Source organism: Selenomonas sp. oral taxon 136, assembly GCF_001554015.1.
Classification (GTDB): Bacteria; Bacillota; Negativicutes; order Selenomonadales; family Selenomonadaceae; genus Centipeda; species Centipeda felix.
Window position 1 is genome coordinate 1859141 of sequence record NZ_CP014239.1, and the last position, 20363, is coordinate 1879503.

The window sequence follows — 20363 nt, forward strand, 5'->3', positions numbered from 1 at the left end:
CTAGTATATATAAAGATGCCTCGTTCATAATGAATGAAATGACATTATCAAATTCTCGTGCAAGTGAGTTTGGCAAGATGATCAACCATAATTGTTGGATAGAGTATTTTTTTGGACGGACCTCTCAACTTGAGAGAAAACATAATTGGGTTGATATTGAGGAAGAAATCTCACGAGTGATAAAAGCACTTACTCAATTACATAAGACGAATAAGGGAATAGACTTTTCTGCAGAGGAAATGTATAAAATAGACTGCGTGCTTGATAGTGAAGTTCATGGAAGGACAGATGGATTTGATAGAGAAAACGAAGTTTTATTAACTTTTATGAACAGACTAATGGAAGAGCAGCCTGGGCATCAAACAACAAATCAGAAAAGAAGAGAGTATTGGCAGAAATTTACATCCATACTATTGGCTGATTTTTCTAAGCTGGTTCGATCATTGGAACTTTATCTGGATTATTTTATTGATTTTATGAAACTGAGCAAAAGTGATATTTTTGATGGAATAAAATTTGATCACCTTGTAACTTTTAATTACACAAATACATACCGAGTTCTATATAACTCTATAATATCTGGAGATTTTATTCATGGACGAGCTCAAGCATGTCGCGATAAGGAAGAAGGCGATGTGGTTTTGGGAATTGAAGAGTTTCTGGATGAAGATCAGAAGAATAAAGATGTAGAGTTTATTGCCTATAGAAAGTATTATCAGCGAATTATAAAACACTGTGATTTTTCTTATAGAAAAGTATTAGAGAACTCGAATAATGCAATCAGTACATGGTTTTTTGGACACTCACTCGCCTCGTCCGATAAAGATATTCTTACCCACCTACTTCCTAGTTCGGATTTAGCATCTCAATTTTCTTCCCCCCCAAAAAGCAATGTGAAAAAGTCTTATATTTGTTATTATAGTCAGCATACATTGGAGCAACAAGTTGCAAACTTAGTTCAAATTTTAGGGCAGGAGGCTCTAAATGATTTAGTTTGCGGTCCAGACCCTAAAATTAAATTCGTATTTCAAGATAATTTTAAGAAAGAACGTATGATATCAATGAATGAGGAAAGGACATATAGGACATAACATGCAAATTGTATTACTTTCGGGCGGTGCGGGGAAGCGGCTATGGCCTCTGTCCAATGATCTTTATTCTAAGCAATTTCTCCGTATCTTGAGACGCGAAGATGGAACGCTGGAATCGATGATTCAGCGTGTTTGCCGCCAAGTGCAGTGCGCTGCGCCGGATACGCCCATCACTGTTGCGACAGGTCGCGAGCAAGTCTCGTTGATTCGCCGTCAGCTTGGTTCTGGTGTGAACATTTCGGTAGAGCCGTGCCGGCGCGATACGTTTCCTGCGATAGCGTTGGTCTCCGCCTATTTGCATGAGGTGCGCGGTGTTCCTCTCGATGAGGCTGTGGCAATTTGTCCTGCCGATCCTTATGTTGATGAAGTATATTTTCGTGCCGTTGTGCAGTTGCTTCAGGAAGCGGAAAGGGAAGGTTCTGCGAATCTTGTCTTGATGGGCATCGAGCCGACGTATCCGAGCGAGAAGTATGGCTATATCATGCCTGTTTCGCAAGAGTCGCAGAGCATGGTGCAGTCGTTCAAAGAGAAGCCGAATAAGGAGAAGGCTGCAGAATACATCGAACAGGGCGCTTTGTGGAACAGCGGCGTCTTCGCGTTCAAGCTTGGCTATGCGCTTGATCAGGCGCGTGAGTTGCTGGATTATACGGATTACGAGGATCTTTTCAACCGCTATGAAGAGCTTTCCAAGATCAGCTTTGATTATGCTGTAGTTGAGAAAGAGGAGAATATTGCAGTTCAACGTTACAGTGGCACTTGGCTTGATATAGGCACATGGAATACGCTCGCTGAGGTGATGCCGGAGCATACGATTGGTCGCGTCACGATGGATGAGACTTGCAGGAATGTTCATGTCGTGAATACATTGCCGATGCCCATCCTTTGCATGGGACTGAAAGATGTTGTGGTGGCGGCAAGTCCGGAAGGTATCCTCGTTTCGGACAAGGAGCGATCCAGCGCAATGAAGCCCTATGCGGAGCGGCTTCATACGCCGGTGATGTATACGGAAAAGTCATGGGGCGAATTTCAGATTGTCGATGCGGAGACGGAAAGTTTGACCATAAAGATCACACTAAGTCCGGGGCGAGCGCTCACCTATCATCTGCACGAACGGCGTGATGAGACATGGACGGTGATTGAGGGACGTGGCTGGGTGAAGCTCGACGGCAACGAGTTCGCGGTTGCTGAAGGGCAGACGGTGCGTATCCCGAGGGGGGCTTTCCATACGATACGCGCGGAGACACTGCTGAAGGTGATGGAGATCCAGACGGGGGAGGATATCGATGCGGAGGATAAGATTGTGTGGGGAAAGGCGTAGTGGGAGGATTTTTCATGAGCATACGGCAGGGGGGAGCTACAAAACCATATTTTTCAAGCTGTGACGAATGCTTTTGATATGCGAAGGTTGAGTTTGTTTACAAAAAATACTTGATACATAGTCGCACTAAATCCTACAATTTTTCTATGCGAAGAAAGGTATATGAGCTAAAAGAACACATGCTTTCTTTAATTGCCCGTATCAAACAGCGAAGAATCACAAAAAATGACGATGCCGTGAAGAGGGATATTTCAAGGATGAAAATTTCTAGCTGAGAAGACCTTGTGCCTACGGAGATATTTGGAGAGAATTCAAGATTATATGGGAGAATAATAACGATGAGAGTTTATATTAGTGCTGATTATGCTGAATATAGTGGTGATCGGCAGGTGGTTGATATTCTGAATGCTTGGGGAAAGGATGCTCTACATAAAGTTGAGTTTGTAGATACTGCAAAAGTTAATTCGGGTAGTGTTTCAAAGAAGTCGGATTGTCGAATTTGTGATTTGAAAGCGGAGTTTAATCGACAAATTAATGTATCTTCGCATGTTATTATTGTGATTGGGGATAGAACGGCTCAACGAATGGCCGGGAGTAAATGCGAGCGCAATAAAAAGTGTCAACGAGATTGTTTCTGTACACCATATAAGCAGAATATCAATGGACCGTGTCAGTGTAAAGTATACGATACATGTCCCGCAGTTGACGATGTTGGATGTATTAATGATTATTCTTATCTTCGTCATGAATTTGAGCAAGCTAAGAAAAAGAAGATAATAGTTGTATATAATTCTCTCTATAAAAAAACTTGTTGGCTGCCTGATTATATGAGTGAATATGCACCTCTGGCAGGACCGTTTTGGATAAAAAATGAAGCAGGAAGGAAGATTGGTAATTATGGATTTATAAAGAGAGAATTAGGCTATGAATAAATTTGTAAAAATCTTCTTTAATAGGGGAAGTTCTCTTGCATATGCAATAATTACAGCAGTTTTTACTTTCGTGCCGGAAGGAGCATTTTCATCATTTAAGGTTTATGCTGATTGGTCTGACGTCATGAGCTGTATGGTTAATCGACTAATCGTTGGCGCATTTATCTTTTTTTAGTGAATATTCTATATTGCGTTTATCGTGGAAAGCGGAGAAAGGTTTCCGTGAGAGGACATAATTTTTCTATTAAAATCGAATACGGAGATATTTTTAATATAACTGGTGGTAAAAAAGTAATCGCGTTTGATGAGTGCTTTACGGTTAAAATTGGCGATAGACCTGAAGATGTAAAGGAAAATTCTGTTTGTGGACAGTATTTGAGAAGATCTCCGATGTTGAATATTCAAGAATTGATTGATGCTGCGAAAATAAAACCTACAGAGAGCAAATCAGCATTTAATGGGAAAACAAGATACGGATTGGGAACGCTAGTACCTAATGGTGAATTCCTTTTAATGGCATTTACTAAATTGGATGAAAATGGACGAGGTTATTTGACATATGAGGATTATTTAGGTTGCCTTGAGAAACTTTGGGAACAGATAGATATTTATCATGGGACAGATGATGTTTACATCACGATTCTCGGATCTAAAATAACGCGGTTTGATATGGAACTTACTCAGCAACAACTTTTGGATATAATGATTAGTTCTTACAGATTAAGCCCAAAGAAAATGCAAAGTCAATATACGTTACATATTATATGCAAAAAGTGTGAAGGCTTTTCTTTGAATAATATATTTGGTGCAGACTGAAAATAACGATTCAATGACTCGACCTATTATACAATTGTGAATGTCAATGAAAAAGTGAGCCGCTTGATCACGAATTTTTGAGCCACATTTGATCAAGAAAAAGTGAGCCATGTGATCATGAATCATTGAGTCATTAAGACATATTCAGACGTTGCTGCTGGTTCGACAGACGGTAAGATTCACCGTTCAATTTCGCTTGTCAAGGGCGCTGCATTTCTTGTAGCGAGTAGGCAGGCGCGTTTATGCTGAATGCCGTCATCAAGTGCGTCTTGCCTGTGCCGGGGTTGCCCATCAGCACGAGGTTCTCGTGCTGGTCGTGGCCGGTCGTCTGGGAGGATATGCGGCGGACTTCCGTGCATCTGCGTCGTAGGGATGCTTGGGTAGTGGCAAGAGGGGCTGGTCGATGAGGTTTTCCATGAGTCCCTTTTTCGTTGCCGCTCCTGGCATTGCAGAAGTTCGTTTGTAAGCAGTAGTGTGCCGCGAGTGCCGTATTGATTTCCAGCGGCACTCGCGACATGGTTTGTATTTCATTCCATCGTCAACCGATGGCATCAAAGTGTAAAATAAGCCTAGAGCTGTTGCAGGAAAAAAGTGAAAATTATCGAATTTTAGTAAAAGTATAAAGGAAATGAGGCTCCGCGCTGTTTGATATGGATAGCCAAAAAGAAACGAATGTTCTTTGTGCTCGTATACTTCCCTGATAGTGGACAGATTATGGGTTTTGGACGTCTAGGTTCAGTTTGCCACATTCTAGATATACGAGCAATCTGGACGAATTTGAGATGGCGCCAGGTTCTCGGTGCGGCGTCGTAAGCAGGATAGCTTTTGCCGCAATGGCCTTGCGGGCAGGGAAACTTCCCTCCACGTCGAATAAAACGCCGTTTTTAGGCGTTGCCCATAGTGAACAGTGAAAGGTTCGTTTGTATTTTTATCAGGAGAAGGATTATGGCCCTTATTGAAGGAATTCGCATTCAAAATTATTGTGCATTACGAGACGTTACCTTGGGGAGGATTGGAACAATACCGGAGTATCGTGATGCTGAGGCGCTTACACCTTTGACAGTAGTAATAGGAAAAAATGGAGCAGGGAAAAGTTCTATTTTCGATGCATTTGGCTTTTTGGCAGATTGTATGGAAAAAGATATTGAGTCTGCTTGCAATGCACGTGGCAGAGGCGGTTTTGATAAACTAATCTCATCCGGAAAAGAGTCTGAGAATATCAGTATCACCGTATATTATCGCGAGTCTCATAACGATCGGCCGATTACGTATGAAGTTTCTATTGGACGTGTAGATGATGATGGTCTTCCTATCGTAAAAACAGAACGGCTAAGACAAAGGCCTAAAAGCAATAAGACGGGAAAACCTCTATCCTTTTTATATCTAGATCACGGAAAAGGCTCTGTTTGGATCGGAGATGAGGCAGTAGAGGGGGACAATCTGGAAAGAAAGGACGTTGAACTTGACCCGCATCGTCTGGCAATTGCATCTTTGGCAGAGCAAGTAAAGGAAAATCCCCGTATTGCGAAGTTTAAGCGCTTTATACGAAGTTGGTATTTAAGCTATTTTACTCCTGATGCAGCACGGCAGATTCCACAGGCGGGGATGCAGGAACATTTGAATTTGCATGCAGATAATGTGGGAAATTTTGTTCAGTATTTGGCACGGAAACACGAACGAACATTTCGAAAAATACTGGAAAGTATTTCAGAAAAGATTCCTGGAATTGGCAGAATTGAGCCATATCGAGATGAAGTGACAAATAATCTCTATCTTTTGTTTAGGGATAAAGGTTTCGCAAAACCGTTTAATCAACGACAGATGTCGGATGGAACATTAAAAATGCTTTGTTATTTGCTTTTAATTTACGATCCGAATCCGGCTCCGTTTATTTGCATCGAGGAACCTGAAAATGGTCTCTATCATCAGTTGGTGTCAGCTTTGGTGAATGAATTGCGAGATCATGCTACTGGGAGGAAGAACGGTTCTCAGATTTTTATTACAACCCACCAACCCTACTTGGTTGATGCAATGCAACCGGAAGAAGTGTGGATTTTAAAAAAGGGAGAAAATGGATTTTCGTCTATACAACGTGTTAGTGAAATTCCTTATGTAAAAGAAATGGTAGCGGAAGGTCAACCTTTAGGTGCATTATGGTATAGTGACTATCTGGATTGAAGAGGAAATTTATGCATTATGAGATTTTGGTGGAGGGACAATCTGAGCTGACTCTGCTTTCCACTATTATGCCGCAGATCCTTGGAGCATATAACGAGCCGCATACATGGAAAATACATAAACACCGAGGTATTGGCAAATTACCACAAGATCTGGCTGCAAATCCAAACCCGACCAATCCGAGTTTATTGCATAATTTGCCTGCGAAATTACGAGCGTATGGACGTCGTACAGATGATCAATTAACGGTTGTTGTTCTAGTGGATTTGGATGATCATTCAGATTGTCGAATACTGAAGCAGATGTTGCTCCGCACTCTGGATTTTTGCCCACAACGGCCACGGTGTTTGTTTCGAATTGCAATTGAGGAACTGGAAGCTTGGATGCTTGGAGATCGCGAGGCTTTGATTGCTGCCTATCCAGATATAAATTTAGAGATTTTAGATACGTATGTTCAAGATTCTCAGTGCGGTACGTGGGAACTTTTAATACGCGCTGTGCATGGAGAGGGGGCTCTGCGACAGCATCGTTCACTGGGGTTGATGCATAAAAAAACAGATGTGGCAAAGAATATTTCGAGACATATGCTCGTGGATAAGAATTGTTCTGCGAGTTTTCAGGAATTTTGTAACGGACTAAAGAAGATGCAGTTTTAGAAGTGTTCTGCCGATAAGGAGGAGTGGAGAGAATATTGCTATGTTCCAGTGATCTTGGCGTGGAAAGCGGGAGAATATCATGAACTATCGTACAATCGTATTTCCGGAAAACAGTTTATTCCTCGTCACTGGCGGGGCAGGCTTTATCGGCTCGAATCTGGCAGAGGCGATTCTCTCGATGGGGCATAGGGTGCGCGTGCTGGATAATCTGCTGACGGGATATGTGAAGAATATCGCAGGATTTCGTGACAACCCGAAGTTTGAATTTATCCAGGGGGATATTCGCGATGTCGCGACGTGCAATCGTGCGTGTGAGGGCGTGGACTATGTGCTGCATCAGGCGGCAGAGGTGAGTGTTCCGGAGAGCATCGAGCAGCCGGTCAGCTATACGATGACGAATATCATCGGCACGGTGAATGTGATGGAGGCGGCGGCGAAGCATGGCGTAAAGAAGATGACCTATGCCTCAAGCGCAGCCGTCTACGGCGACGATGAGACGATGCCAAAGCGGGAGGAGATCGTCGGGCGGCGACTCTCGACGTATGCGGTGACGAAATTCGTTGATGAGGAGTATGCGTATCAGTATACGCTGAATTATGGGCTCGACTGCTATGGGATGCGCTACTTCAACGTCTATGGGCGGCGACAGGATCCGAATGGCGCGTATGCTGCGGTCATTCCGAAGTTCATCGAGTGCCTCCTGCGTGATGAGCCGCCGACAATCAACGGCGATGGGGAGCAGTCGCGTGACTTCGTCTATGTGGAGGATGTCGTGCAGGCGAATCTCCTTGCGTGCGCCGCGCCGCATGAGGTGGCAGGGCAGGCGTACAACGTCGCGGCGGGCAAGCGTTCAAGTCTCAATGAGATGTATGCGGTGCTCAGTGCACTGTTCGAGAAGGACTTGAAGCCGATCTTTGGACCTGAGCGCAAGGGCGATATCCGTCACAGCGGGGCGGACATCTCGAAGATCTGTCAGAACCTCGGCTATGCGCCGGAGTATGATTTCGAGAAGGGGATCAAAGAGGCGATACAGTGGTATAAAGAGAATCTGTAAGGAATGCTTCAAGAAAGTGCTGATAAGTTCAGCCCCATCGTCTTGGTATATCTTTTTGTTCTGCTATCGTCAATAAGAGTTGTAACATATGGATGTTTTTTTCTCTGACTCAGGACTGACGTTACTGAAAATGATATATTTTCAAAACACCTATCATTCATTCAAAGAAAGCGTGGTTGTCGTCGTGGTACATGAAATTTGCGTAAAGAATTTCAAGGGATTTCGGAATATAGAAATCAAGGGGATGGCTCCCATAACTTTGTTGGGGGGGAGGAATTGTGTTGGAAAGACGGCGGTTCTAGAGGCTCTGTTCTTGTTCTTTTCTCGCTATAGCCCAATTGCGTTTCTGCAGCAGCTGGGGTTTCGGAGCATGAATTTTCAGAAGGAACTCTCCGAGGAGATATGGCGACATCTGTTTTATCAGTTCGACATGCAGAAAGTGATAGAAATCGATATTGTTCGTGACTTAGAAGGGCGGGCAATACAAAAGGAGCATTTGGAACTGAGCTATATAAAAGAACATAAGACGCAGGTAATCCTTGCAGATGAAGATATTCCGGAAAATCAAACGTCCAATATCCTTGGTCCGATTCCAGCAATAAAATTGGCTTATCGCAATGACGAATCAAAGCATGAACATTTTGCCATGATGCGGGGAAGAAATATCGGGATGGAGTATAAAGACAGGCTGCCGGAGGAAGTCCAATCTGTTATATTCCTTGGAACTCGAAATACTGATGATGATGCCGAAAGGCTTAGCAATATAGATAGGCTGAACAGAAAGGATATTGTCATCAGAACTCTGCAAATAATTGATGAAAGAGTCAGAGATGTTTCCGTTATCGTTGAAAATGGGCAAGGCGTTATTTATGCCGATATAGGATTAGCCAGAAAGATTCCTGTACGCCTGATGGGGGATGGGATTGGCCGGGTATTATCTTTTATCTTGCGCATCATCGAGCTGGAAGGGGGGGTTGTCTTTATTGACGAAATCGAAAATGGGATACATTACTCAGTACTCCATGATTTTTGGGAAAAAATAGGGAGCATTGCAAGAGCGTTTCGATGTCAAATCATTGCAACAACTCATAGTTATGAATGTATCAAGGCGCTCGCAGATTATAGTGCCGGTATGGAAGACTCTTCTGATGATTGTGCTTATTTTCGATTAGAACAGAGAGCTGAGGGAGTCGGGGGTGCAGAAAGGTTTTCTGGAAATGAGATGAGCCTGGCAACGAGGTCGGATATGGAGGTTCGGTGAGGTGGAGCGGGAGAGACTGCAAATAAAATATAACAAGCAGATTTTGGTGGAAGGACGTGATGCGTATTATTTTTTTATCCAGGCACTTGAAGCATATAAGATTGACAATGTCCAAGTGGTCGATTTTGGCGGAATTAAAGATTTAACTGCCTTTATTGGAACGTGGAAAAAACTGGAGCATTTCCACACAATACGCAGCCTTTTGATTGTCAGAGATGCAGAGCAATCTGCTGTCAATGCGATGAGGAGTATTGGAGGAGCTCTTAGAGAACATCATTTTCCTTGCCCTGAAGATTCATATCGTTTTTGTTCGGGCGATATGCCGTCTGGTCAGAAAATCCGTGTAGGAATTATATTGTTGCCTCACATGGGAGCAAGCCATGGGACTTTGGAGGATTTGTGCATTGAAACAGTAGTAGATGATGAATATATGGACGCGGTGAATGAATTTTTGGACACTGCGAGTCAGATAGAAAAGTTGTCACATGAACATAAATCCAGAGTGCATGCATATCTGTCTGTAAAGAACAAATACGTTGGGATGAAGATTGGTGAAGCCGCTAAAGCAGGAGCGTGGGATTGGGATTCTAAGGCGATGAAGGATATCTGCCGTATGATGGAGGCTTTATAGCTGGGGAAGTACTGATGAATTCAGAACGGCTATCTCAGCCACTCTTCTTACACTTGATTTTTCGTATAGTGCCGCTAGGCGTCCGATTTGCCTCCTTGATAGAATGAAAAAATTGCGCTAATCTGACAGCCTTTATGTTAGCAATGATTCCTGCAGTCTGCCTTCCTTCCATATCCCCTCCTCCGTCACAATCGCCGTAATCAGCTCGTGATCTGTGACATCAAACGCAGGGTTATACACGTTCACGCCCTTTGGTGCCATGCGTTCTTTGTACCACATGTCGGTGACTTCCTCGGGTGGACGCTGTTCGATCTGGATGTCGCTCCCAGTAAGGGTGGCGAGGTCGATGGTGGAACTGGGGGCGCAGACGTAGAAGGGGATGCCGTAGTGTTTGGCGAGTATGGCGACCCCGGAGGTGCCGATTTTGTTCGCTGCATCTCCGTTGGCGGCAACGCGGTCGCAGCCGACGAAGACGGCGTCGATCCAGCCGTTTTTCATGACGGTGGCTGCCATGTTGTCGCAGATGAGGGTGACGTCCATGCCAGCCGCACTGAGTTCATACGCGGTGAGGCGCGCGCCCTGGAGTAGGGGGCGTGTCTCGTCGGCAAAGATGCGGAAGTTGTAGCTTTTTTCGTGTCCAAGGTACATGACGGCGGTGGCAGTGCCATATTTGGCGGTGGCGAGCTGGCCTGCGTTGCAGTGAGTGAGGAGTCCGTCGCCAGGCTTTACGAGGGTGAGCGCGTGCTCTCCTATTTTTTTGCAGATGTCGATGTCCTCCTGTTTGATGTGGAGCGCTTCATCGCGAAGGAGACTGCGGATCTCTTGGATGGATTTCCCCGCGTTGGCCTTGACGATGCGCTCCATACGGTTCAGTGCCCATGAGAGATTGACGGCGGTGGGGCGAGAGGAGTTCAGGTAGTCGGACGCCGCGTGAAAGCGGCACGCGAATGTGTCGTAGTCCTCGGTGTCGATTTCGAGTGCGGCGAGGTAGATGCCGATGGCAGCGGCGTCGCCGATGGCAGGTGCACCGCGCACCTGCAGTTCACGGATGGCCGTCCAGATTTCGCCCTGTGTTTTGAGATGGAGGTATTCGGCGCAGTTCGGGAGCTTTGTTTGGTCAATGATGACGAGGGCGTGTTCGCTGTCGTCGAGGGCGACGGTTTCCATGGCGAGGATGTTTGTGTTCATTGTGTGCCTCTTTTCGTAATTCTATAGTCATATTTTAGCGAAAATTCACGAGGCTTTGCAAGTATTTTCCGTCAAGAAATCATGAAAATGAGTGCCAATCAAAGGATAAATGGTTTGACTTTTATTGGGAATGGTTTATAATATAAAGCGTAATGAGCGCGCGGCAGGAAAGCCCTGCGGCGCATGTTGTATAGGGACACACAGGGGGTATTTCAATGGCAGTAAAAGTTGCTATCAATGGATTCGGTCGTATCGGTCGTCTCGCCTTCCGTCAGATGTTCGATGCGCCCGGCTATGAGGTCGTCGCAATCAACGATCTGACGAGCCCGAAGATGCTCGCCCATCTCCTGAAGTATGACTCCACGCAGGGTCGTTATAAGTATGCAGATTCCGTTGAGGCCGGTGAGGACTCCATCACGGTCAACGGCAAGAAGATCAATATCTATGCACAGGCGGATGCTTCGCAGATCCCCTGGGGCAAGCATGACGTCGATGTCGTCCTCGAGTGCACGGGATTCTATACGGCAAAGGCAAAGGCTGAGGCACATCTCAAGGCCGGCGCAAAGAAGGTCGTCATCTCTGCTCCTGCGGGCAACGATCTCCCGACGATTGTCTTCAACGTCAACCACAAGACGCTGACGAAGGCGGACAAGGTCATCTCGGCGGCATCCTGCACGACGAACTGCCTTGCACCGATGGCAAAGGCACTGAACGATCTCGCTCCGATCAAGAGCGGCATCATGACGACGATCCATGCCTATACGGGCGATCAGATGCCGCTTGACGGCCCGCAGCGCAAGGGTGACCTGCGCCGCAGCCGTGCAGCAGCAGTCAACATCGTCCCGAACTCGACGGGTGCAGCAAAGGCGATCGGTCTTGTCATCCCTGAGCTCAACGGCAAGCTCATCGGCTCGGCACAGCGCGTTCCGACCCCGACGGGCTCGACGACGCTCCTCTACGCAGTGGTCGAGGGCAAGGTCACAGTCGATCAGGTCAACGCACAGATGAAGAAAGAGGCGACGGAGTCGTTCGGCTACAATACGGACGAGATCGTCTCCAGCGACATCATCGGCACGACCTATGGCTCGATCTTCGATGCGACGCAGACGATGGTCAGCGATACGGGCGACGGCAATACGCTCGTCCAGGTTGTCTCCTGGTATGACAACGAGAACAGCTACACGAGCCAGATGGTTCGCACGATCAAGTACTTTGCTGAACTCGGCTGATAAGTAAACATTGTTTTCTTGGGTGGGCAGAGGTCTTTTCTGCACTCTCTCAGCATACGATCTTTCGAGGTCCGGCCGATGTTTGGGCCGGACCTCGTTTCTTTTTAGGGAGCACTGATCCATTCAGCGATTCCTTTATGGAGGAGACAGCATGAACAAAAAGACAATCAAGGATATCGACGTCAAGGGGAAGAAAGTATTTGTCCGCGTGGACTACAACGTCCCGTTCGATGCCGAGATGAACATCACGAATGATACGCGCATGGTGCGTACGCTGCCGACGCTGAACTATCTCCTCGACGGCGGTGCGGCACTCATCATCGCCTGCCACATCGGCCGCCCAACCGAGGCACGCGAGGATAAGTTCAGCACGAAGCATCTCGTGAAGCATCTCGCGGAGCTCCTTGGCCGCGAGGTCAAGTGGGCATCCGACTGCGTCGGCCCCGCGGCGGAAAAGCTCGCGGCGGCACTGAAGCCGGGGGAGGTGCTGCTTCTCGAGAACCTGCGCTATCACAAGGAAGAGAAGAAGAATGACCCTGCCTTCGCAAAGCAGCTCGCGTCACTCGCCGATGTCGCTGTGGACGATGCGTTCGGTGTCTCGCATCGTGCGCATGCCTCGAATGCAGGCGTGCCAAAGTACATCGAGACGGTCGCGGGATTCCTGATGGAGAAGGAGATCAACTACATCGGCAAGACGCTTGAGACGCCGCAGCATCCGTTCGTTGCGATCATCGGCGGGGCGAAGGTCTCCGACAAGATCGGTGTCATCAGCAATATGATCGAGAAGGTCGACACGATCATCATCGGCGGCGGCATGGCCCATACCTTTGATGCGGCGAAGGGACTGCCGATCGGCGACTCCCTCTGTGAGCCGGACAAGATGGATCTCGCCCGTGACCTCCTCAAGAAGGCGGAGGCAAAGGGGGTCAAGGTTGTCCTTCCGCTCGACGTTGCCGTTGCAAATATGTTCCCGCTTGCCGACGAGGCGAAGTGGAAGGCCGAGGGCAAGGTCAAGATCGTCGATGTCGACAAGGTCGAAAATGGCTGGCAGGCACTCGACAGCGGTCCGAAGACCTCCGAGGAATACGTCAATGCGCTGAAGGGGGCAAAGACGATCATCTGGAACGGGCCAATGGGTGTCTTTGAGTGCGACGAGTTCGCAAAGGGCACGCTGGCAGTGGCCAAGGCGGTTGCGGATGCGACTGAGGCCGGCGCGACGAGCATCGTCGGCGGCGGCGACTCCATCGCGGCGCTCAAGAAGACGGGGCTGACGGACAAGATCTCCCACGTCTCGACGGGCGGCGGCGCGACGCTTGAGTTCCTTGAGGGCAAGGAGATGCCGGGCATCGCGGCCATCGCAGACAAGTAAGACATTTACGGAAGCACTGATAAATTCAGCCACGCCATCTTAGCGCATCTTTTTTGCCCGTACTTCGTCGGCAAATCCTCCACATAGCCTCTGCTATGTGTCCGGTTTGCCTCCTCGTTCGGACGAAAAAATCTACGCCAATCTGACGGACTTCATTTTATCAGCGATTCCTTACGTTTGATACAGAAGGAGAAAACTATGGCACGGACTCCGATTATCGCCGGAAACTGGAAAATGAACAATACGATCGCCGCAGGCGTTTCACTCGTCAAGGAGCTGATCCCGCTCGTCAAGGATGCAAAGGTCACGGTCGTCGCCTGCCCGACAGCAACGGCACTCGCCGCTGTCGCCGATGCGGTCAAGGGAACGAACATCCACATTGGTGCGCAGAATGTGCACTGGGAGAAGAGCGGCGCCTATACGGGCGAGATCTCGACAGATATGCTGAAGGAGATCGGCGCAGACTACGTCATCCTCGGACACAGCGAGCGCCGCGACTACTTCGGTGAGACGGATGAGGGCGTCAACAAGCGTGCCCGTGCTGCATACGCGGCAGGCATCACGCCGATCATCTGCTGCGGCGAGTCGCTTGCCATCCGCGAGGCGGGTACGTATATCGCGCACGTCGTTGCGCAGATTAACGCCGCGCTTGAGGGCTTTACGGCGGACGAGGCAGGCAAGCTCGTCATCGCCTACGAGCCGATTTGGGCGATCGGTACGGGCAAGACGGCAACGTTCGAGCAGGCAGAGGAGGTCTGCAAGGCGATCCGCGAGGCCGTCGCGAAGAAGTTCAATGCGCAGGCAGCCGACGCGATCCGCATCCAGTACGGCGGCAGCGTCAAGCCGGCGACGATCAAGGATCTCATGCAGCAGCCGAATGTCGACGGTGCACTCGTCGGCGGCGCCTCGCTGAAGGCACAGGATTTCGCGGCAATCGTGAATTTCTGATGAACGTACCCTCATTTTGTATGGCGTGGATTTTCCGCTCAGCGGAAATGAAGCGCCATACGAGTTTTGAGCGAAAGCTCTTAGAAAGATGTCAATATTATGGCAAAACTTAAGAACGCGCCTATTGCGCTCATTATCATGGACGGATTCGGCGATGGCGATCCAAACGATCTGAAGTACAATGCCATTGCGATAGCAAAGACGCCTGTGCTCGATGGCCTGATGAAGGAGTTCCAGCATACGGAAATCCAGGCATCTGGTGAGTACGTCGGTCTGCCGGACGGGCAGATGGGCAACTCCGAGGTCGGACATACGAACATCGGCGCAGGGCGCATCGTCTATCAGCAGCTTACGCGCATCACGCGTGACATCAAGAACGGCGACTTCTTCAAGAACAAGGCGCTGCTCACCATCATGCACGGGGTCAAGGAGCACGGCGGTGCACTGCACGTCATGGGGCTGGTCTCCCCGGGCGGCGTGCACAGTCACGACGATCATCTCTTTGCCGTGCTCGAGCTCGCGAAGCGCGAGGGGCTGACCAAGGTCTGGATTCATGCCTTCCTCGATGGGCGCGACGTGCCGCCCAAGAGTGCGCAGGAGTACCTCGAGGCAGTCGAGAAAAAGGCGGCGGAGATCGGCGTCGGCAAGATCGCTACCGTCAGCGGGCGTTACTACGCTATGGATCGCGATAAGCGCTGGGAGCGCGAGCAGCTCGACTATGAGGCAATTGCCCACGCGAAGGCAAAGACGGTGGCGAAGTCCGCTGTGGCAGGGCTGCTTGCATCGTATGCGGATACGAGCGAGAAGCCGGAGGGCGTGACGGATGAGTTCGTCGTGCCGTTCGTGGTCGAGGGCTATCATGGCATGAAGAACGGCGACGGTGCGATTTTCTACAACTTCCGTCCCGACCGTGCGCGTCAGCTCACACATGCCTTTGTCGATGCAAAGTTCGACGGCTTTGCACGCGACGAGTCGCTGAAGATCCCCTTTGCAACGTTCTCGGAGTACGAGGCAGGGATGAACGCACTCGTGGCGTTCCCGCCCGAGGAGATCGACAATACGTTTGGACAGTACGTGCAGGATCTCGGCTATACCCAGCTGCGTATCGCGGAGACGGAGAAGTACGCACACGTCACATTCTTCTTCAACGGCGGTGTCGAGCAGCCGTACAAGGGGGAGGATCGCATTCTCGTGCATTCGCCGAAGGTGGCGACCTATGATCTGCAGCCCGAGATGAGTGCGATCGAGGTCACGGACAAGGTCGTCGAGGCGATCAAGTCCCGCAAGTATGACTTCATCATCCTCAACTATGCCAACTGCGACATGGTCGGACATACGGGGGTTGTCCCGGCAGTTGTCAAGGCGGTCGAGACGGTGGATACCTGCGTCGGACGGTTCGTTGATGCCATCCGCGAGGTCGGCGGTGAGGTCTGTATTACCGCGGATCATGGCAATGCAGACAAGATGTGGGACTACGACAACAATCAGCCGTTTACGAAGCACACGACGAACCCCGTACCGTTCATCGTCGTTTCTGACCGCGTGAAGGATATCCACACGGGTGCGCTCTGCGACATCGCGCCGACACTCCTCACACTCGCAGGTCTTGCGATTCCGAAGGAGATGACGGGCAAACCGCTCGTGACGCTGAAGTAAGACCATTTTGTTTCGTCGGTAGGGGCGCTGTGCGAAGTGTTTGCTTCGTACAGTGCCTTTCTTTGTGCGCCCCTTCCGCCGCTTGCGCGGTTCCCTTCCCCGTGACCACGGGGAAGGCGTTAGATCATCATTGCATCGCCGCTTCCTCCGCTTACGGGGAGGCGGCGAGCGCAGCGAGTCGATCGGGGGCGTACAATAAGCTTTTTCGTTTGAAAGAGAGCGGGCGGAATGGTATACTAAATCTATTCATTTCATGATCGGAGGTCTTTATGCTGCGCTTTCTCGTTCTCCTGCGCGCCATGCGGCACAACATCGCCCTGTTGCTCTACGCAATGCTGCAGCGCGATACGCCGCGTGTCGTGAAATTTCTCTTTCCACTCTCGCTGCTCTATCTCATCAGTCCGGTGGACATCATCCCCGATACGATTCCGTTCGTGGGGGCGGTGGATGATATGGTGATCCTCCCTGTGGCGACGTCGCTGCTGATCCGCATGCTGCCTGCGCATACGCGCACGGAGGGCGAGCGTCGCGTGGAGCGTTACGGCACGTGGCTGCTCATTGGCGCATCCATTCTGATGGTGCTGTGGATGGTCATTTTCATCTGGGCGCTCATCAAGGTGTTTTCATGAGGCTCTACATCGCGGAGAAGCCGAGCGTCGGCCGCGCGCTTGCCGCGTGTCTGCCTGCGCCGCATCGCAAGGGGGCGGGATGGATCGAGACGGGCGGCGGCGTGGTGACGTGGCTCTTTGGTCACGTCCTGCGTCAGGCGGAGCCGGAGGAGTATAACCCTGCGCTGAAACGCTGGCGTGCAGAGGATCTGCCGATCCTGCCGAAGGAGTGGCATCTCGTTGTCAATGAGAGCGCGGCGCAGCAGTTCGCGGTGGTGAAAGGGCTGATCGCGCGTGCCGATGAGATCGTGCATGCCGGCGACCCTGATCGAGAGGGCCAGCTCTTGGTGGATGAGGTGCTGGACTTCCTCGGCAACGAAAAGCCCGTGCGCCGTATTCTCATCAATGCACTTGACGATAAGAGCATTCACGATGCGCTGAATGATCTGCGCGACAACGAGGATTTCCTTCCGCTGAAGCTCTCGGCACTCGCACGGGCGCGTGCGGACTGGCTCATCGGGATGAATCTCTCACGCGCCTATACGCTCGCGGCGCGGCGGACCGGGCATGCGCGGCTCGTCCTGCCCATCGGGAGGGTCAAGACGCCGACGCTGGCACTCGTGGTGCGGCGGGAGCGCGAGATCGAGCACTTTACGCCCGCGACCTACTATCTTGTCGATGCACTGTTCCGCACAGAGGCAGGGGAGCCCTTTCGTGCGCGGTGGAAACCGTCGGAGGAGCGTACGCCGCTCGATCCTGAGGGGCGCCTCGTGGATCGGGCAGCAGCAGATGCTGCTGCTGCGTCATTCGGCGAGCCGCCCGCAGACGGCGTGGTGACAAAGTATGAGCGCAAGAAAAAGGAGGAGCCGCCGCCGCTGCCCTTTTCGCTCTCGGCACTGCAGGTGCTCGCAGGCAAACGCTACGGCTATGAACCGCAGCAGGTGCTCGATACGGTACAGAAGCTGTACGAGGAAAAACTGACCAGCTATCCGCGCTCGGATGCAGAGTATCTGCCCGTGAGTCAGCACAAGGATGCGGCAAAGATTCTCGGCAATCTCGCCGCGCTCCCCGATACGCCGCTTGCGGCGTGGGCACAGGCGGCAGATTCTGCGAAGAAGTCGCGTGCGTGGAACGACGCAAAGATTTCGGCACATCATGCGATCATCCCGACAACCGTGCCCGTGAACCTCGCGCGGCTCACGGCGGTGGAGCGCAATATCTACGAGCTGATCGCGCGTGCCTACATTGCGCAGTTCTGTCCGAACTATGTCTACGATCAGACAAAGGCGGAGGTGACGCATCACGGTGAGACGTTCACGGCGCGCGGACGTACGGAACGTACGGCGGGATGGCGCACGATGTACCGTGCGGGGAAGAATGAGTCCGAGGATGCGGAGAAGGAGGACGAGGAGAGTACGGTACTCCCGCCGATGAAAAAGGGCGACGCGGCGGCGTTCGTCTCGGCAGAGACGAAGGAGCGGCAGACAAAGCCGCCCGCACGGTTTACGCCCGCGACGCTCCTCCAGGGGATGAAGGAGATTCACAAGTACGTCAAGGACGAGGCGGCGAAAAAGATGCTGCGCGATGTGTCCGGCATTGGGACGGAGGCGACGCGTGCGAGCATCATCGAGGATCTCATCCGCCGCAAATTCCTCCATGCTGCGGGAAAGAAGAAGGTGCTGACGCCGACGGCGGAGGCATATCTCCTTATCGATGCGCTGCCCGATACGATGACGTATCCCGATGCGACGGCGATCTGGGAGGATCAGCTGCACGCGATGGCGGACGGCGTGGGGACGCCCGAGGAATTCCTCGCGGGGCAGGCGGCATTCGCACGTGATCTCTGCGAAGCGGCACGGACGGCGCAGATCACGGGAAGCGAGGGGATACCCTGTCCTGCCTGCGGGCGCGGCGTCATGCTGAAACGCAAGGGAAAGCACGGCGATTTTTGGGGCTGCTCGGCGTTCCCGCAGTGCCGCATGACGGCGGATGATGCGGGCGGCAAGCCGAACTTTGCGGGACGGCGTGTGCCACGCGGTTCTGCGGACGGGATGGGGGCACATCCCCCTGCCGCCGCGATGACGGCGCGCCGCAGCTACACACCGACGGCAGATGAGCAGGCGGAGATGGATGCGCTGTTTTTTGACCAGTAAGGTGAGCCTCCTCTGTCGCTCATGTCGCCCCCACCACCGCAAGCGGTCCCCCCCGCAGCGGCGGGGGAGGCTTTGGGAAACGCGGACTGCCAAGCGAATGCGCTAAGATGGCTGTGTCGAATTTATCCGTGTTTCCCTAACATTTAGATCTGGTTTGCAGGAGGATACGATGGACTTTACATTACTTGGCGTGCCCGAGCCGCTCGCGGCGGCACTGGCTGCGCGCGGCATCACGGAGCCGACGGAGATCCAGCGGGAGGTGATTCCTGCCGCGTGCACAGGCGAGAACCTGATCGGCGAGGCTCCGACGGGGACGGGCAAGACGCTCGCCTACCTCCTGCCCGCACTCATGCGCATTGACCCCGCCGTGCGCGCGGCACAGGTACTCGTCCTCGCACCGACGCATGAGCTCGCGATGCAGATCGCGGGCGCCGCGCGGGATCTCATTCAGGCGGCAGGGCTCTCTGTCAGCGTGCAGGCCCTTATCGGCGGGGCAAATGTACAGCGGCAGATCGACGCGCTGAAGAAAAAGCCGGCGCTCATCGTCGGCTCTGCGCCGCGCATCGTGGAGCTGCACCGCCTCCGCAAACTGAAACTGCAGGAAGTGCGCCTTTGTGTGCTCGATGAGTTCGACCGCCTCCTCGACAAGCAGCACAGTGCGGAGGTGCGTACGGTCCTGCACCTCCTGCCCCGTGAGCGGCAGATGCTCTTCCTCTCGGCGACAGCGGCTGCGGCGGCTGTGCATGCGGCAGAGGAACTCTGCGTCCTGCGCATCATCCGTGTGGCAGTGCAGGAGACGACGTGTGAAAACTACTATCATATTGTGCCGTCTCGTGATAAAATAAAGGCTGTGCAGAAATTGACGCGCCGCCTGCCGATTCGGCGGGGACTGGTCTTTGTCGGGCGCAGCTTTGACGCAGGAAAAGCGGCAGAGAAGCTGCAGTACGAAGGCATTCGTGTTGCCGCCCTGCTCGGCGGCGAGCGGCGCGATCAGCGGCGCGCGGCTCTCAATGCAATCCGCACGGGGCGTGTACAGCTTCTCATCTCCACCGATCTTGCTGCGCGCGGCCTGGATATCGCGGATGTGGACTATGTCGTTCAGGTCGATTTGCCCGAGGACGTGCGCACCTATCGTCACCGTGCGGGGCGGACGGCACGCGCGGGCAAGGAGGGCACAGTCATTTCGCTTGTCGATGCGAAGGAAGTGGAGCGGCTGAAAGCCCTCGCTGTCCGCATGAAACTTGATTTGAAAAAGATCAATTGATGTTCCTTCCC

At 51.4% G+C, this 20363-nt stretch carries 18 protein-coding genes and 1 pseudogene; 16 read left to right on the plus strand and 3 right to left on the minus strand.

Going from position 1 to position 20363, the window contains the following annotated elements:
* Positions 1 to 29: 29 nt before the first annotated feature.
* From AXE86_RS08945 to AXE86_RS12490, 4 genes are all read left to right on the plus strand, one after another.
* Complete coding sequence (locus tag AXE86_RS08945) at positions 30 to 1091, plus strand: AbiH family protein (RefSeq protein WP_071884720.1); 1062 nt, start codon at positions 30 to 32, stop codon at positions 1089 to 1091.
* 1 nt (position 1092) lies between these two features.
* On the plus strand, positions 1093 to 2409 hold the full coding sequence (locus AXE86_RS08950; RefSeq protein ID WP_061946359.1) for a sugar phosphate nucleotidyltransferase: 1317 nt from the start codon (positions 1093 to 1095) through the stop codon (positions 2407 to 2409).
* A gap of 338 nt (positions 2410 to 2747) precedes the next feature.
* Positions 2748 to 3341, plus strand: a complete 594-nt coding sequence (locus AXE86_RS12300; RefSeq protein WP_198145257.1) for a hypothetical protein — start codon at positions 2748 to 2750, stop codon at positions 3339 to 3341.
* A gap of 222 nt (positions 3342 to 3563) precedes the next feature.
* On the plus strand, positions 3564 to 4157 hold the full coding sequence (locus AXE86_RS12490; protein WP_157064441.1) for a macro domain-containing protein: 594 nt from the start codon (positions 3564 to 3566) through the stop codon (positions 4155 to 4157).
* A 199-nt stretch (positions 4158 to 4356) separates the two neighbouring features.
* Here AXE86_RS12490 and AXE86_RS13495 read toward each other — a convergent pair whose 3' ends face one another.
* Positions 4357 to 4674 carry an ATP-binding protein gene (locus tag AXE86_RS13495; RefSeq protein ID WP_071884721.1) on the minus strand — a complete coding sequence of 106 codons (318 nt, stop codon included), beginning with the start codon at positions 4672 to 4674 and terminating at the stop codon, positions 4357 to 4359.
* Between the two features lie 428 nt (positions 4675 to 5102).
* Here AXE86_RS13495 and AXE86_RS08960 point away from each other — a divergent pair, with 428 nt between their 5' ends.
* The 5 genes from AXE86_RS08960 to AXE86_RS08980 all read left to right on the plus strand — a co-directional run bounded on the left by AXE86_RS08960 (position 5103) and on the right by AXE86_RS08980 (position 9937).
* Positions 5103 to 6335: an AAA family ATPase gene (locus AXE86_RS08960; RefSeq protein ID WP_061946363.1), complete on the plus strand. Its 1233-nt coding sequence runs from the start codon at positions 5103 to 5105 to the stop codon at positions 6333 to 6335.
* 11 nt (positions 6336 to 6346) lie between these two features.
* The gene (locus AXE86_RS08965) at positions 6347 to 6991 is read left to right on the plus strand and encodes a DUF4276 family protein (RefSeq protein WP_061946365.1); all 645 of its coding nucleotides are present in this window, start codon (positions 6347 to 6349) and stop codon (positions 6989 to 6991) included.
* Positions 6992 to 7070: 79 nt separating this feature from the next.
* A complete protein-coding gene (locus tag AXE86_RS08970; protein ID WP_061946367.1) occupies positions 7071 to 8045 on the plus strand; it encodes an SDR family oxidoreductase in 975 nt (324 codons plus the stop codon).
* A gap of 88 nt (positions 8046 to 8133) precedes the next feature.
* Positions 8134 to 9306, plus strand: coding sequence for an AAA family ATPase (locus AXE86_RS08975; protein ID WP_061946370.1), 1173 nt, complete (start codon positions 8134 to 8136; stop codon positions 9304 to 9306).
* 1 nt (position 9307) lies between these two features.
* Positions 9308 to 9937 (plus strand): DUF3226 domain-containing protein, encoded by a 630-nt coding sequence (locus tag AXE86_RS08980; protein WP_061946372.1) that lies wholly within the window; start codon positions 9308 to 9310, stop codon positions 9935 to 9937.
* A 132-nt stretch (positions 9938 to 10069) separates the two neighbouring features.
* Here the strand turns inward: AXE86_RS08980 and mtnA are convergent, their stop codons facing one another.
* Positions 10070 to 11125 carry an S-methyl-5-thioribose-1-phosphate isomerase gene (gene mtnA / locus AXE86_RS08985; RefSeq protein ID WP_061946374.1) on the minus strand — a complete coding sequence of 352 codons (1056 nt, stop codon included), beginning with the start codon at positions 11123 to 11125 and terminating at the stop codon, positions 10070 to 10072.
* Between the two features lie 215 nt (positions 11126 to 11340).
* On the opposite strand from mtnA, the gene gap reads away from it, so the two are divergent.
* Both gap and AXE86_RS08995 read left to right on the plus strand, forming a co-directional pair.
* On the plus strand, positions 11341 to 12354 hold the full coding sequence (gene gap, locus AXE86_RS08990) for a type I glyceraldehyde-3-phosphate dehydrogenase (RefSeq protein WP_061946376.1): 1014 nt from the start codon (positions 11341 to 11343) through the stop codon (positions 12352 to 12354).
* 151 nt (positions 12355 to 12505) lie between these two features.
* A complete protein-coding gene (locus AXE86_RS08995) occupies positions 12506 to 13723 on the plus strand; it encodes a phosphoglycerate kinase (protein WP_061946377.1) in 1218 nt (405 codons plus the stop codon).
* Positions 13724 to 13728: 5 nt separating this feature from the next.
* Here AXE86_RS08995 and AXE86_RS13385 read toward each other — a convergent pair.
* Positions 13729 to 13879, minus strand: a pseudogene (locus tag AXE86_RS13385) (secretion protein HlyD).
* 42 nt (positions 13880 to 13921) lie between these two features.
* Between AXE86_RS13385 and tpiA the strand changes: the two are divergent.
* The 5 genes from tpiA to AXE86_RS09020 all read left to right on the plus strand — a co-directional run bounded on the left by tpiA (position 13922) and on the right by AXE86_RS09020 (position 20352).
* The gene (gene tpiA, locus AXE86_RS09000) at positions 13922 to 14671 is read left to right on the plus strand and encodes a triose-phosphate isomerase (RefSeq protein WP_061946379.1); all 750 of its coding nucleotides are present in this window, start codon (positions 13922 to 13924) and stop codon (positions 14669 to 14671) included.
* A 99-nt stretch (positions 14672 to 14770) separates the two neighbouring features.
* The gene (gpmI, locus tag AXE86_RS09005) at positions 14771 to 16327 is read left to right on the plus strand and encodes a 2,3-bisphosphoglycerate-independent phosphoglycerate mutase (RefSeq protein ID WP_061946382.1); all 1557 of its coding nucleotides are present in this window, start codon (positions 14771 to 14773) and stop codon (positions 16325 to 16327) included.
* 269 nt (positions 16328 to 16596) lie between these two features.
* Complete coding sequence (locus AXE86_RS09010; protein WP_061946384.1) at positions 16597 to 16956, plus strand: YkvA family protein; 360 nt, start codon at positions 16597 to 16599, stop codon at positions 16954 to 16956.
* Complete coding sequence (locus tag AXE86_RS09015) at positions 16953 to 19088, plus strand: DNA topoisomerase III (RefSeq protein WP_061946387.1); 2136 nt, start codon at positions 16953 to 16955, stop codon at positions 19086 to 19088. The genes AXE86_RS09010 and AXE86_RS09015 overlap by 4 nt, the downstream gene beginning before the upstream one ends.
* A gap of 169 nt (positions 19089 to 19257) precedes the next feature.
* Positions 19258 to 20352 carry a DEAD/DEAH box helicase gene (locus AXE86_RS09020; protein ID WP_061946389.1) on the plus strand — a complete coding sequence of 365 codons (1095 nt, stop codon included), beginning with the start codon at positions 19258 to 19260 and terminating at the stop codon, positions 20350 to 20352.
* The last annotated feature ends 11 nt before the right edge of the window (positions 20353 to 20363 follow it).